Raw genomic sequence first — 13,802 nt, 5'->3', positions numbered from 1 at the left:
GGATACCCGGACCCAGGCCCGAGCGGGCCGGGCTGCCGCGCCAGGAGTCGGTAGAGATCACGGCGGAGCAGCGCCCGGTGCCCATGCCCTGATCCTGCCCTTGAGCCCGGTGAAGACGAGGACGCTGGAGTCCCGGTGGCGCTCCTTGGCGAACTCGCCGCCGCAGGTGATCAGGTGGAGCTCGGACGTGCCGTCGTCCCTGCAGACCCCGCCTGTCGGGAACTTGCCCTTCTGGAACGTGGCGACCGAGTCGGCCGTGGATTCTCCGGCCGCGGCCCGGGTCCGCTGCACAGGTCCGGCAGCGGGAGGGATGCGCATGTCGGACGTGCTGACGTGGACGGTCGAGCGGCGGATTCAGATGGAGGGCGCGCTGAGCCGCTGCGCAAGGAACTGGCCGGGATCCAGAGCGAGTTGCCCCGTCCGGGGGTCGCCGAAGCGGTGCTCGGACAGTGGGCCGATGCGACCGGCGGGGGGCGGCGGTCGTCGGGCACCGTGCAGCCGGTGGCGGTGACGCCGGGGGCGGCGGGACGCGGCTGGTCCCGGACCGCGCGAACGAATGGGGCCGGAGACCCTGGCCTCGGACTATCGGCGGATCATGGAGATCGTGGCCGGTGCGGGCGGCCCGGTGCGTGAACACCCGTCACGCCACCACGCTCCTGCCCGCCCTGGTCGTCCTGGCCGACACCGAAACCCACCGCTGACCGCCGATCTCGCCGCGACGATCCCCCGCCCCTCGGCACGAGGACCCCGAAGCCGCATCCCGCCAGACCTCACCACGCCAGACCTCCGGCCAGGCGATTCAGGAGGAAACGAGCTCATCGACACTCCGGGGCTCCCCCTGCCGCCCCGGCACTCCCCCGCCGACGCCCGGCACTCCCCGCACGGCGCCGACTCCCGTACGACGGCGTCGAATCCTGTGCCTTGCCGGAGCGCGCGGTTCAGATGACCGGGGGCCGCCCGAGCCGGGTCATGGCCCAGGCCGTGCGCCACTTCATCGGGCGGCGCGGTCCGTACGGGGTACGCACGCCCTCCAGGAATCCGGCGCACCAGGGTGTGAGGCCGCGCGCCGAGGGGGTGCGGGCCAGGGTGAGCAGGAGCCAGATGCCCAGGTAGACGGGGACCAGCGGCGCGGGCAGCCGCCGCTTGGCGAGCCACACCCGGTTGCGGGCGGTGAAGCGGTAGTCGGCCGCGTGCCGCGCCACTGTCCCTGCAGTCCGAGCCGCGATCAGCTCAGGAACTCGAATGTCCCGGCCGCGGCGAACGCCTCGTTGATCGGTGTGAGGAGCGAGGCGAGGCGGCGGGCGCCCGCTTCGCCGGCCGGCGCCCACAGGGCGGCGCAGTGCTCGTCGGTTTCGGTCTCTATCTGTTCGCGCGCCGCGGTGCCCGCCTCGGTCATGGTGTTGTCGGGGGCGAGCCAGCCGCGCGCGACGAGGCGCTCGGTCGCCGCGGCCCACTCCTCGTCGTTCCACTGCCGGGTCGATTGCGCGAGCTTCGCCGGGAAGCGGCCCGCGGCGGACTGCAGCACGACGCAGTCGCACGGCCCGAGGCCGTGGTGGGCGAGCACGGCGAGATGGGCGTCGCCGCGCCACTCGCGCAGCACCGTGGCCTGCTGCCACAGCGCGACGAGCGGGTCTTCCGGGAGCGCGACCGACGCGTTGGCGGCGGCCAGCGGCCTACCGGCGTAGTCGGCACCTGCGACCACCGGGTCGATCAGTGACCGCGCCTCCGCGATCTGGTCGGCCGTGAGCCCCACACCGACGCGCCGCAAGGCACGGTCGGCTGTCACGAAGCGGGCGGCCTGCCACTCCTCGGGCGACGCGGCATCCCACACTCCGGTCATGGAACGCACCGCGCGCGGGCTGAAGTTGTAGAAGGTCGCGAGCGTGACCTGCCAGGGGACCGCTCCCATCGGGGCCGAACGGAACGCGAAGTAGGCGGGTCCGCGGTCGCTCACACCGAACTTGGCGGCCTCCTCCGCGGCCTCGGGGACGAAGTAGATGAACCAGTGGCTGGAGCTGATGGCGAGGCTGGCCTCACGCACGGCGTTCATATCTGTCCTTCGGCTGTTCATTCATGTACGGGTAGTTCCGTGAATATTTCACGAACCAGGGGGGGTGACGGGTGTTGGGCAGGCTCCCCCCGACCGGAACGGCGCTGCGGAGCCGATACCGGGGGGCGAACTGACCAGGCGATGGTCGGCGCACCGCAACCCCGGCCGGGACGCGCCGAGGAACACCGCCGGCTGGAGGAGGCGGTGTTGGCCCGGGACGCCGACACCGCGGCCCAGGTACTGGTCCAGTACCTCACCCTGACCGCCACCGGCCTGACCGAATCCACGCACCCCGGCGAATCCACTCACCCCGACACCGGGACCGCCACCTCGCACAGCGGCCCGGCATAACGGCACCTCGCGAATCCCACGCCCCCCGGGTTCCGAAGTCCGGGCGCATGAACGGGAGTCGGCGTGCTCCCCGGGGCGTTCGATCGCGCCCCGGGAGGCTGCCCGGAGGCTTACATCACCGGGCGCCGGGGCATACCGCCCTGGGTTGCCGCACTCAATGCGGCGTACGCAGCGCGACGTGCGCCTCTCGAAGGGCGCAGGCGTACCGAACCTCACGGGAGCCGATCACCGGGGGCGTGACATGACCGAACCCGCACACATATCCACACCCACCTCCACCGCCACACCCACCGCCACCGCCACCGCCACCAGGCGGGCCGAGCCGGGGGCGCCGTACACCGATCCGACGCTGGGCATACCCGTGCGGACCTCATGGCGCGGCGAGCCCGTCAACCGGCTGGTGACGATCGGGGATTCCCTGACCCAGGGCTTCCAGAGCTGCGCCGTCTTCACCACCGATCTGTCCTACCCGGCGATCATCGCGCACGAGTTGGGCTGGGCCGACCGCTTCCGCCACCCCGACTACGCCGGCTGCGGCGGGCTGCCGCTCAACCTGGAGTTCCTGCTGCGCGATCTGGAGGAGCGCTACGGCAGCGACTTCGACTGGTGGGAGATGGCCCCCGCGCTCTTCCGGGCCCGCCGCTACATGGACCGAGTGGAGGACCACTGGGAGCGCGGGCCGGGCGCCACACCCGCCTCGACCACCGCGATCCACCACAATCTGGCGGTCTTCAGCTGGGACTTGCGCGACGCGCTGGAGAAGTCGGCGGACGTGTGCCGCGCGATGATCGGCGCGCACAAGGACGAGCTGGTGCGGCAGCTGACCAGTAACGCCGTCGAGCGTGCTGCCCTGCGGGCGCTGCCGACCCAGCCTCCGGAAAGGGGCGCCCTCACCCAGCTCGGCGCCGCCGCCGCGCTCGGCGAGCAGACGGGCGGGCCCGAGGAGGAGCGGGAGGCGGATCCCGATCACGGCATCGAGACGCTGATCGTCTTCCTCGGCGCCAACAACGCGCTCTCCTCGGTCATCGAATTGAAGGTCGCATGGAGCGGCGCGGGCTACGACGACCTGCGTACGAAGGGGAAGTTCACGGTGTGGCGGCCCGAGCACTTCGCCGCCGAGCTGGACCAGGTGGCCGCGGCGGTGGAGCGGATCCGGGCACGGCACGTCATCTGGTGCGCGGTCCCGCACGTCACCATCGCGCCGATAGCGCGCGGCGTGACCACCAAGATGGAGTCCGGCTCGCGCTACTTCCCGCACTACACCCGCCCCTGGATCAGCGACCACGACTTCGACGCACGGCGTGACCCGCACATCACCGGCGCACAGGCGCAGTCCGTGGACGAGGCGATAGACGAGTACAACGACGCGATGGCCGAGGTCGTGCGCAGTGCCCGGCGCGCGGGCCGTGACTGGTATCTCCTGGACACCGCAGGGCTGCTGGACCGGATGGCCTCGCGCCGGTTCGCGGAGGACGAGCAGGCCCGGCCCGGCTGGTGGACTCCCTATCCGCTGCCGGAGGAGTTGCGCGCGCTCGACCCGGTGCCCAACTCCCGGTTCCTGCTGAGCGACGGGGAACGGCGCACGGACGGCGGACTGTTCTCGCTGGACGGCGTCCACCCGACCACGGTCGCCTACGGCATTCTCGCCCAGGAACTGATCACCGTGATGCGCTCGGCCGGGGTGGAGTTCCGCAGGCCCCGGGATGGCGGGCCGCGCCCCGACCCCGTACAGGTCGATTTCGCCCGGCTCGTACGCCGCGACACCCTCATCAACCACCCGCCCGGCAACCTGCGTTCGGGCCTGCACGCGATCGGCTGGGCGGACGAGGCACTGGACGTGATCAAGCGCACCATGAGCTTCGGCTTCACCGGCTGACAGACAGACGGGGCCGGGTCGGCCCCGCCCCCCGGCGCCCGTACCGGTCCCGGTACCGCTCACGGCCCGGTATTGGTCCGGCCTCTGAAGCGTGCCCGGCAAGCGTGCTCGGGGCCGGCGGCTACAGCTCGCGGACGACGCGGGCCGGGTTGCCCACCGCGAGCACGTTCCCGGGGAGGTCCTCGGTGACGACGGTTCCGGCGCCGACGACCGTGTTGGCGCCGATGGTGACGCCGGGGCAGACGATGACGCCGCCGCCGAGCCACACGTTGTCACCGATGGTGATCGGGACGGCCTTCTCCCACCCGGCCCGCCGCCGCTCCGCGTCCATCTCATGGGTCGATGTCAGCAGTTGCACATTGGGGCCGAGTTGCACGTCACGGCCGATGGTGATGGGGGCCGAGTCCAGGAAGACGGCACCGAAGTTGACGAAGGTGTTGGCGCCGATCGTCACGTAGGTGCCGAAGTCGCAGGCGAACGGCGGCCGGATGCGGACATCCTCGCCGAGGTCCCCGATCAGCTCGTCCAGTATCGCCCGCCGTTCGGCGGGCGTCGCGGTGGCCGCCGCGTTGTAGGCCGCGCACAGTTCGGCGCGCCGCGCGGTCTCCCGCGCCAGTTCCTCGTCGTCGGGGATGAACCAGTCCCCCGCCAGCATGCGCTCCTTGTTCTCGCCCACCGCTGTCCTCTCCCACGCTCGGCTGTTCCGCAGAACCCGATCATGCCCCACCGCCCCCGTGGCCCGGCGGCGGCGCCTCACACTTCCCCTACCGGTCCCCCGCCGCACAGCTCCCGGAGGCGCTCTTCCAGGCGCCGTACGGTCGCCGGGCTGAGGTGCCGGGCGAGGCGCCTGGCCTGCGCGTAGTGCGCGTGCGCCCGTTCGCGGTCGCCGTCGGCATGGGCGACCTGGCCCAGCAGTTCGAGCGCGCGCATCTGCCAGTAGGTGGCGCCCAGGGTCTCGAACGCGGCCAGCGCCGTGCGTAGTTCCCGCTCGCCGCCCCGGCTGTCCCCGGCCCGCGCCTTGCCCTGGCCCAGCAGGGTCAAGGCACGGGCGGCGCCGTGGCCGTCCCCGTAGGCTGTCAACTCGACCTGGGCCCGGGCGAGTTGGCGCACAGCGCTGCCCCAGTCGTGGGCGAGCAGCGCGATCTCGCCGAGGCCGAGGCGGGAGAGCGCGGCCCCGTGCCCGTCCGCGAGTTCCTCCCGCAGCCGCAGCGCGTCCCGGAATCCCGCCGCCGCGCTGGGCAGCCGACGCACCCGCAACCGGGTGGTGGCGAGGCCGTCGAGGGCTTCGGCTTGCTGGTAGGGGTCCTTGTCCTGCTCCGCGTGATGGCGGGCGAGCGCGTAACACTCGGCGGCCTCCTCGTAGCGCCCCGCCTCGCGCAGTCCCTCGGCGCCGGACAGCAGCATCCGGCCTTCGCCCGCGCGCGATCCCGCGCGCCGCGCGGCGGCGAGGCCGAGTTCGTACGCCTCGGTCCACTGGGCAGTGGCGTTCAGCCGTCTGAAGAGCGTCCCCATGGCATCGGCCAGACGCCAGCAGACCGTGTCCCAGCCGGCGGCGGAACTGCGGCGGAGGACGGCCATGAGGCTGTCGTGTTCGTCGTCGAGCCAGAAGAGCGCCGCCTCTTCTCCGGTGAAGGCAGTGGAGGCAGGGGAGGCAGGGGAGGCAGTGGAATCGGTGGCGGGGGCGGAGGGAGTGGAGGGAGCGGAGTCGGGGGCAGGCGGGGGCGGCAGCGCGTGGGGGGCGCGTCCGGGCGTGCGGGAGCCTCGGGCCAGGACGGCGACGGCACGGGTGGCGGTGTGCAGGGACCACTCGGCGTAGCGGCGGACGGTCTGCTCCTGGACCAGCACGGTCTCATCCCGCTCGCCCCTTCGGCGAGCGTGTGCGCGTACCAGGTCGTGGAAGCGGTGGGAGCCGTTGGGGCCCGGGGGCTCCAGCAGGCCCGCACGCACCAGCGTCGCCAGGTCGGCGGCGGCCTGGCCCGGAGTGCGGTCGCACACGGCGGCGGCCAGCGGCGGGGTACAGGAGCGGGCGGGTAACAGCCCCAGCCGCCGGTAGGTGCGGGCCGCGGCGGAGGGCAGCAGACGGTAGGACTCGTCCAGCGCGGCGGAGACGGCGGCCTGGCCTTCGGCGGGCGCGGCGGAGTCGAGGGCGCCCCGGCCCCGGGACAGCGCGGCGGCGAGCGCCCCGACGGGTTGTTCCGGGTGGAGCGCGAGTTGGGCGGCGGCCAGCCGGACGGGCAGCGGCAGGCAGGCGCAGAGGGTGACCACGTCGATGGCGCCATGGGGCTCCCGCCCGGTCCGCTCGCCGTCCCCCGCGCGGGCGAGCAGGCTGACGGCGGCATCGGGGGTGAGGGCGCCGAGGGGGTGCAGCACCGCGCCGTCGGCCAGCAGCGCGGAGAGGGAGCCCCGGCTGGTGACCACGGCGAGCCCGCCCTCACCCGCGGCGGGCAGCAGGGGCCGCGCCTGCGCGGCGCTGGCCGCGTCGTCCAGCAGGACGGCGACGGGCAGTTCGGCGGCCAGGACACGCCACAGCGTGCCCCGCTCGGCGGGGTCGGGGGGCACGGGATCGACCCCGAGGGCGCGCAGCAGCCCCTCCAGTACGTCGGCGGCGCGCGTGGGACCGTACGGGGCGTGCGCGGCCAGATCGGCGTACAGGACCCGCGCGAAGGAGCCCGCGTGACGGCGCAGCCACCGGTTGGCCACAGCGGTTTTCCCCACTCCGGCGGGCCCGCTGACCACCAGCGCCGTCGCGGGCCCGCCGGTACGGAGAGCTCCGCCGGACCCCCGGCCGGGGCCGCCGGCGGCATCGCGACCGGAACCAGGACCGGGAGTGGAACCGGGAGCGGGACCGGGGCTGGGAGCGAAGCCGGGAGCGTCGTCGAAGGGCCGGCCGGCCAGCCGGTCGAGCGCGCGCAGATCCTCGTCGCGGCCCATGAAGTACGCGCTCTCCGGAGGAAGTCGCCAGGGGGATGCGGCGCCGGACTCCGGCCGGTGCGCCTGCCCTGATCGCGGCTCGGGCTCTGACATGGGTTGTTCACGCCCCCTTCACGTCCGGCTCGACGAGTTCCCCGTGGTGGTACGTGTCCCCCCGGACGCCGATCGAATTCGCTCGGGAGCCCGCCCGAGCAGGAGACGTGCGGATATCCCGCACTCCGCCGGGCGTGTGCCGTCCGCGAGTGGAGTCCCCGGACTCAGACGCCGGCCAGGCCCCGCTCCCGCTGGTCGCGTCGGTCGCGCTGTACGCGCTGGTCCTCCCCGCGCCCGAAGCGCAGACGGTAGGCGGAGGGGCTCAGGCCCGTTTCCCGGCGCAGGCGGGAGCGCAGGTTGGCGGCCGTGCCGAGCCCGCTGCGGCGGGCCACCACCTCCAGGCGATCCTCGCCCCGTTCCATGAGGCGGCACGCGAGGGCGACCCGTTCGCTGGAGAGCCACGCCAGCGGAGTGGTGTCCAGTTGGGCGCGGAAGCGGCGGTGGAGGGTGGCGGAGCTGACCCCGGCACGGGCCGCGAGATCGCCGACAGTGAGGGGTTCGGCCAAGTGCTCCTGGGCCCAGGCGACGACGGGGGCCAGCGACTCGTCGGGGGCGGCGGGCAGCGGGCGCTCGACGAACTGCCGCTGGCCGCCGTCCCGGTGCGCGGCGAAGACCAGCCGCCTGCTGACCGCGTTGGCGGCCTCGTCACCGTGATCGCGTCGCACCAGGTGCAGGCCCAGGTCCAGGGCAGCGGAACTCCCGGCCGCGGTGAGGATGTCACCGTCGTCCACGAACAGCGCGTCGGCCTCCAGCCGCACCCCGGGAAAGCGCGCGCGGAACTGGTCCGCCCACTGCCAGTGGGCCGTGGCCCTTCGTCCCTCCAGCACCCCGGCCTCGGCCAGAGTGAAGGCGCCGCTGCAGAAGCCGACCAGCCGGGCCCCTCGGGCGTGCGCCCGACGGACGGCCCGCAGCACGGCGGGACGGCGCGGGACCTCGGTGTCGGGCCGGTTGGGGACGATGAGGGTGTCGGCGTGCTCGGCGGCGTGCAGGCCCGCGACCCCGGTGAGGGTGAAGAACCCGTCGCGCATCAGCGTGTGCGGCTCCGGGGAACAGAGCGTGAAGTCGTACAGCCGACGGCCGATGCCGGGCCTGCTCAGACCGAAGACCTCGGTCGCACAGCCCAGCTCGAAGGGGTTGGAATTCTCGTCCACGATCGCGACGACCCGGTGCGGGGAGTCTTGCGCCATGTTCGATTTTCTAGCACCCACCCGCCCCACACGCCACAGCCGGACATGCATGCATCAGCAATCACGCGAGCACGCGAGCACCAGGCCACCACCCTCGCCCCATTGCCGCGACCGGATGTGGACCGGACAGACCCGGACGGCGCGAGGCGAGCCGCCGGGCCGGACCCGGGCGGGCGTGGGGCGAGCCGACGGATTGGATCGGACGGCGGAAACAGCGGAGACCGCGTGCTCGGCCCGCGCCCGTGCGGGACACCCGAGGCGGGCGGCGCGCACCGCAGACCGCGCCGACCCGAGGGACGGAGGGGCGCGATGGCGGCAGGCGACGCGCGGGTGGGGCCGGGCCACTGCGGTTCCGGCAGTCTGCGGCTGCCGGGGATGGTGCTGGGATGGGGGCTGGGGTGGGGGTGGGCGGATTCGTGGACGGCATCCAGCTCCGTCAGCTCCACCAGTGGCACCACATGCAATGGCATCCCGCATGCGCGGGAGCAGTGCCTCCCGGCCTTGTTGTGGCTGCTGCCGCGTCCATCCCCGCATGCGCGGGGGAGCAGGAGCCGAACGCCACAGAAGCGCGACGAGAACAGGGTCCATCCCCGCATGCGCGGGGAGCAGTCTTGCTGACCTGGGTGTTTACCTGACGGGAAGGCCGTCCTGAGCAGCAACTATCGAAGAGACGGACATTTCCCCCGGTCGATCGAGAGGTCAGCATGAATCGCCTCAGTCGCAGCGTACGCACCGCTGGTCACCTTTACGGGTGACCCCGGCGCAATGCAGGACTTCCCGGTGCCGGGGGTCCGAGAATCGGCCAACACGGAGGGGTAACGACCTCGCCCCACCAGCGAGTAACAGACTCTTGTCAGCCATATTCGCCTGATAACACAATGCTTCGCCTCATCACAGGGGGCTGCTGCGAGATCGGGGGACATCTGTCGCCCGAAGCTGCGTCAGCCCCGCCTCCGGCCGACGGCCTTGCCGCGGGTGCGGGCGGATTCGTGGCCCTCCAGGGGGCGGGGCGAGCGTCGCCAGTCCGATGCCGCGGCCGAGCCGTTTGTGCTCGTGGACGACGAGGGGGACGTGGACACCGGAAGCGCCCGAAGTTCACCGGCGAGAGTGACCGCCTTGTACAACTCGGGCCGGGTGGTGGCGCGGGTGGAGATCTTCGCCGAGAAGACCCGGGTGACACCGGCCCCGCCGAGGGAGTCGAGCTGTGCGTCGAGGGGCTGCCGGGCGGTCGAGGCGCGGGCGTCGGCGTTGACCGGCGGGGCAGCTCGGCCCAGACCCCGCCGGGCTTGCGCACGGCGGGGTCGGCACGTTGAGTGCCTTGGCGAGTTCAGGCACCAGCCGGACGCGGGCCTCGAATTCCTTGACCGCCCGGCCCACCAGGCGCCCGACCCGTCTTGGGGTCGGCGGTTCGATGAGGCCGTTGCGGCACCGTGCTACCACTGCCGGCGACAGCCGCTCGCGCGACAGCTCCACCGGGCACAGCTCCGCGGTCAGCCACTGGGCCAGCCGCTCCTGGTCCTCCTCGGTGTTCGCCCGGAATCCGTACGCCGCCCGGATCTCCTTGCGGTGCCGCTTGATCCGGTCGCCCTGCAGTCGTATGCCGCCTACGCTTCGGCCGGGACTTCACCTGCTGGGCGACGTACTCCACCGCAGCGACCGGTACCTCCCTGGCCGTCTCCGGGAACCGAGCCTCCACCTCGAAGAACTTCGGCAGCAGCGCGAATCCGAGCCTGGTCGCCCCGGACTTGTTCCGCCCCCCTCTTCATGTCGTCTTCGAGTAGCGTCCCGACCTCGACCAGGTCCTCCGGATCCGCGTTCCTCGCCCGCCGAGATCACTCGTTCAGCTCAACGAGCCGACCGGCGGCGGGATACGAGGCCCAGACCGTTACTCAGCGCTACACGCCACCTGGCTGTAGCTGTACGAGAACAGGGCCTTGTAGAGGGGTGCGCCGTTCTTGCGGCCGAGACCGACGACGTCGCCCTTGGCGGCGGCCTCGCCGTGCGCACCCAGGCAGTTCTCGGCCGCGCGATCTCCTTGTTGTTCCTGTCCAGGACGAGGGCACCAGTGCGCTTCTCCTCGGTGCCCAGGGTGGTGACGAGCTCGCCGTCGGCCAGCCCCGACGTCTCAGTCCGGGGACATGCCGAACGCCATGGACCCGCTATCGCACTCACCTACTGCGGTCCGTAGATCACCACGGTGTTGCCCCATGGGTCCCGGGCTACGGCCCGAATCTCATGCGGACCACGCTCGAGCTCCCGGACTACGGACCCGCCACCCTGCACGAGGGCTGCGAGCGCCGAGGCCACGTTGGGGACCTTGAACGACGCCGCAGGCACGCCGCCGGTAACGTCCTCGGTCGGGCCGGCCAGGGCCAACGTGGTGCTGCCGGCATCGAGGGCGGCGTAGCGGTCACCATCGACGAACATCGTGGCCAGGCCGAAGATGTCGGTGTAGAAGCGCACGGCGGCGTCGACGTCTGCCACCGGGTGCAGTACGTTTCCGATCTTCACGCGGTCGGACTTCACGGGATCACTCACCGTACCGTCGCAGCACGGCTCGAGCGGAGGGTCGCCACAGCGCTGCGGTCCACCACGAGTGTCGGCCTGGGCCCGATGTGGTTCATGCAACGCTCTCTCCGAGGTGGAGGAAGTCGCCTCGATACCACGTCACCGGCTTGCCGCCGCCTATCCGGGTGCCGCGCACTCGGCCGATGAGGATTACATGGTCTCCTCCGGGGACTACGTCCTCCAGATCGCAGCGGATGACCGCGGCGGCGTCGGGCAGTACCGGATGACCATTTTCGTCAGATTCGAAGCTCCCGTGTGCGAACTTGTTTTCGCCCTTCGTGGCGAACTTCATCGCCAACTTCGCATGTTCGGCCGTCACGATGTTCACCACGAATTGCTCAGCCGCGACGAAGACCGGGAAGCAGTCGGCCCCTTGATCCAGACAAATGAGGATGAGTGGCGGGTCAAGCGACAAGGCCGCGAAGGAGGTCGCGGTGAATCCGTACGGCGTGCCGCCAGCACCTCCGGTCGTCACGATCGTCACACCTGAAGGGAACTGAGCCAGCGCCGAGCGGAAGGCGGCCGCATCCAGCCCCTGGACCTGATTAGCCATTCCACACCTCACGGGCAGGGTGCGCGGCGACCGAAGTCGCACCCAGGGCGACGTGCTGCTCGGAACTGCCGAAAGCATCGAAGCCGACCCGCTCCGCCAGCAGCACCTCCTCGATCAGCTCCCGATAGCGGTGCTCATGCGTGAGCCCGACCGGGGTGTCCCCCTCAGTCATGAGGATGAAGTCCATAACGCCCCTTCCACCGAATGTTAGGCGTCAATAACATAGAAGATGGCTCTCCCCAGGTCAAGTGGCTACCGATGAGCGAATGGCGTTAAGTGGCAGTAACAACGAGAGGCTCGACCGGGAAGGAGCAACCACACGTGAGCGAGAGTCGCGGGCATCCGGGCTCGTCGAGATCGCGGACTCCCCGGGAGCGGCATGCGCACGCGGTCATGTCGCTATGTGCCAGGGAGCAGCACGGTGCACGCCAAGCCGCGGCGACTGGGCCCCCTAGCCGATCGGTACGACCCGCTGTCGCCCTGAACAGAAGGAGCGCACTCGATCGCCGGTGCGGACCGTGCGCTGGACGTTTTCGCTGCGGGCCGAGGCTCGAGAACACCGGTGCCGCTGCTGATCCCGGCGAGCCGACTTCCGACGCGGCTGTTTACCGACGGCATCCAGGCTGCCGCGTCCGACGGAGTACTCGGCAACCCTCACGGCATGTCCTCTGAGCTGGGGTTTGCCTGCCAGAACGCCGTCGCCGACTATTCACGACGCACGCAACGATCCGTTATCGACGACTCACGTAAGCTTCGTACATGACTAGCTCACCTTCTCCTCGTACTGCATCTCCGCGCGCGACACGTCGGCAGGTGCTGATCAAGGTCGCCGGCGAGCTGTTCAACGAGCGCGCCTTCGATGCGGTCACCACGGAGATGATCGGCTCCCGCGCCGGCGTGACCGGCCCCGCCCTCTACCGGCACTTCCCCAGCAAGCAGGCGTTGCTCATCGCCGTGCTCGAGGATCCGTTGAACGAGCTGCTGGAGAACGCGCGCAAGACGGCGGCCGAGATCTCGGATCCACGCCAGGCACTCGAAGCGATGATCGACTACCACGTCAGACGCACCCTCGACAGCGTGCCGTCCACGCTGGTGTTCCTGAAGAACGAACACAACATCCCCGACGACGAACGCCATCGCATGCGACGCATGATGCGCCTCTACGCCGAGGAGTGGAGCGGCCTGGTCACCCGGCTGCGACCCGACCTGTCAGACGCCCAGACCCGCATCCTGACCCACGCCGTCTTCTCGATGATCAACGCCGTCCCGCAGTTCAACAGCGGACTCGACCCCGAGACCGTAGCAACCACCATCCGCACCGCCGCCATCAACGCACTGCTCATCCCAACGGACACCATCTGATACGGAGAAGTGCGCAGTACATCCGTCTATGCGCGCTGAACGGCACTGAGCTCCAAGACCCAGAGGACACGCGGTTCTTGCCAGTCAACTGCTTGGCGGAAGCGTGAGCGGGCCGGCCCTCCTTCGCGGCACGGCTCATTCTGCGAAAGTGCCAGCACCCATGTGTAATCGCCTCGACGGGTGCCGTGCTTGGTATCAGCGCCGGCCACCGCCATGGCGACCACATCACAGGTGTGGTCGTGGCTGAGGAGGCTTGTGAGATGGGGCGGCGGGGCCCTGGGGTAGGGCCGAAGCGCTAAGTCACTGCACTTGCCCTCCGTGTCGGCAGGGCAGGGCTTGATCCCCGGCCGCAGTCGCTCCACGGCAGGTCCGACGCTCGCCCGCCGATGACGGGACATCGTAGGCGTCGCAGGGGATCGTTGATTGCCTGGCGGGCTCAGGCGCCGTGGGGCGTGTCGCCCGCTGCGCGTGCCGTGCCATCCGCGAAAGCGTGGCACCGGGGCGGTGTCACCGTCCGCAACCTTGACGACCCCTCAGCGGCGCAGCCGTTCTCCACCGGACCGGATAGCGAGACCGTCTCCTGGTCGACGTCGGTACGCCCCCGGGCATGGTCGGCGATGCATGCTCAGCCCGGCCTTCATTGTTACTACCCCCTAACCCTACGTGTCTCCTGCTGGAGTCTTGACCTGGGATGGACCACCTTCTACGTTATCGGCAATTAACATTTGGTGGAAGGGGCGTTATGGACTTCATCCTCATGACTGAGGGGGACACCCCGGTCGGGCTCACGCATGAGCACCGCTATCGGGAGCTGATCGAGGAGGTGCTGCT

General features: G+C 71.0%; 10 protein-coding genes and 3 pseudogenes. 3 read left to right on the top strand and 10 right to left on the bottom strand.

The annotated features are described in order from the left end of the window. Positions 1–57: 57 nt before the first annotated feature. The 3 genes and pseudogenes from ABD339_RS13590 to ABD339_RS13580 all read right to left on the bottom strand — a co-directional run bounded on the left by ABD339_RS13590 (position 58) and on the right by ABD339_RS13580 (position 2,050). Positions 58–318 carry a class F sortase gene (locus tag ABD339_RS13590; protein ID WP_344565702.1) on the bottom strand — a complete coding sequence of 87 codons (261 nt, stop codon included), beginning with the start codon at positions 316–318 and terminating at the stop codon, positions 58–60. Between the two features lie 620 nt (positions 319–938). Continuing rightward, positions 939–1,235: pseudogene (locus tag ABD339_RS13585) on the bottom strand (glycosyltransferase family 2 protein); the annotation flags it as partial. Beyond that, positions 1,226–2,050: an SCO6745 family protein gene (locus ABD339_RS13580; RefSeq protein ID WP_344565700.1), complete on the bottom strand. Its 825-nt coding sequence runs from the start codon at positions 2,048–2,050 to the stop codon at positions 1,226–1,228. The pseudogene ABD339_RS13585 and the gene ABD339_RS13580, both read right to left, overlap by 10 nt. Positions 2,051–2,177: 127 nt before the next feature. On the opposite strand from ABD339_RS13580, the pseudogene ABD339_RS13575 reads away from it, so the two are divergent. Together ABD339_RS13575 and ABD339_RS13570 are read left to right on the top strand one after the other, a co-directional pair. Continuing rightward, positions 2,178–2,401: pseudogene (locus ABD339_RS13575) on the top strand (hypothetical protein); the annotation flags it as partial. 241 nt (positions 2,402–2,642) lie between these two features. After that, positions 2,643–4,277: a hypothetical protein gene (locus ABD339_RS13570; protein ID WP_344565699.1), complete on the top strand. Its 1,635-nt coding sequence runs from the start codon at positions 2,643–2,645 to the stop codon at positions 4,275–4,277. A 121-nt stretch (positions 4,278–4,398) separates the two neighbouring features. Here ABD339_RS13570 and ABD339_RS13565 read toward each other — a convergent pair whose 3' ends face one another. The 7 genes and pseudogenes from ABD339_RS13565 to ABD339_RS13535 form a co-directional block, all read right to left on the bottom strand. Then, on the bottom strand, positions 4,399–4,953 hold the full coding sequence (locus tag ABD339_RS13565) for a sugar O-acetyltransferase (RefSeq protein WP_344565697.1): 555 nt from the start codon (positions 4,951–4,953) through the stop codon (positions 4,399–4,401). A gap of 77 nt (positions 4,954–5,030) precedes the next feature. Further along, entirely contained in the window at positions 5,031–7,301 is a 2,271-nt protein-coding gene (locus ABD339_RS13560) for an AAA family ATPase (protein ID WP_344565695.1), read from the bottom strand. A 164-nt stretch (positions 7,302–7,465) separates the two neighbouring features. Next, a complete protein-coding gene (locus tag ABD339_RS13555) occupies positions 7,466–8,488 on the bottom strand; it encodes a helix-turn-helix domain-containing protein (RefSeq protein WP_344565693.1) in 1,023 nt (340 codons plus the stop codon). 1,933 nt (positions 8,489–10,421) lie between these two features. Further along, positions 10,422–10,603, bottom strand: a pseudogene (locus ABD339_RS13550) (hypothetical protein); the annotation flags it as partial. Positions 10,604–10,660: 57 nt separating this feature from the next. Further along, positions 10,661–11,014 (bottom strand): VOC family protein, encoded by a 354-nt coding sequence (locus ABD339_RS13545; protein WP_344565690.1) that lies wholly within the window; start codon positions 11,012–11,014, stop codon positions 10,661–10,663. 94 nt (positions 11,015–11,108) lie between these two features. Then, on the bottom strand, positions 11,109–11,609 hold the full coding sequence (locus ABD339_RS13540; protein ID WP_344565688.1) for a flavin reductase family protein: 501 nt from the start codon (positions 11,607–11,609) through the stop codon (positions 11,109–11,111). Beyond that, entirely contained in the window at positions 11,602–11,781 is a 180-nt protein-coding gene (locus ABD339_RS13535; protein ID WP_344565687.1) for a hypothetical protein, read from the bottom strand. Before ABD339_RS13535 ends, ABD339_RS13540 begins: the two co-directional genes overlap by 8 nt. A gap of 587 nt (positions 11,782–12,368) precedes the next feature. On the opposite strand from ABD339_RS13535, the gene ABD339_RS13530 reads away from it, so the two are divergent. Further along, positions 12,369–12,971, top strand: a complete 603-nt coding sequence (locus ABD339_RS13530; protein ID WP_344565686.1) for a TetR/AcrR family transcriptional regulator — start codon at positions 12,369–12,371, stop codon at positions 12,969–12,971. Positions 12,972–13,802 lie beyond the last annotated feature (831 nt).

It is taken from the genome of Streptomyces axinellae (assembly GCF_039532135.1).
In the GTDB taxonomy this organism is placed as follows: domain Bacteria; phylum Actinomycetota; class Actinomycetes; order Streptomycetales; family Streptomycetaceae; genus Streptomyces; species Streptomyces axinellae.
The sequence above is the reverse complement of the archived record's forward strand: the minus strand, read 5'-3'. Positions and strand labels throughout refer to the sequence as shown.

Coding starts and splice junctions, on each gene's coding strand:
- ABD339_RS13580 (WP_344565700.1), bottom strand. CDS start 2,050: ATGAACGCCGTGCGTGAGGCCAGCCTCGCCATCAGCTCCAGCCACTGG.
- ABD339_RS13555 (WP_344565693.1), bottom strand. CDS start 8,488: ATGGCGCAAGACTCCCCGCACCGGGTCGTCGCGATCGTGGACGAGAAT.
- ABD339_RS13530 (WP_344565686.1), top strand. CDS start 12,369: ATGACTAGCTCACCTTCTCCTCGTACTGCATCTCCGCGCGCGACACGT.
- ABD339_RS13590 (WP_344565702.1), bottom strand. CDS start 318: ATGCGCATCCCTCCCGCTGCCGGACCTGTGCAGCGGACCCGGGCCGCG.
- ABD339_RS13560 (WP_344565695.1), bottom strand. CDS start 7,301: ATGTCAGAGCCCGAGCCGCGATCAGGGCAGGCGCACCGGCCGGAGTCC.
- ABD339_RS13540 (WP_344565688.1), bottom strand. CDS start 11,609: ATGGCTAATCAGGTCCAGGGGCTGGATGCGGCCGCCTTCCGCTCGGCG.
- ABD339_RS13570 (WP_344565699.1), top strand. CDS start 2,643: ATGACCGAACCCGCACACATATCCACACCCACCTCCACCGCCACACCC.
- ABD339_RS13535 (WP_344565687.1), bottom strand. CDS start 11,781: ATGACTGAGGGGGACACCCCGGTCGGGCTCACGCATGAGCACCGCTAT.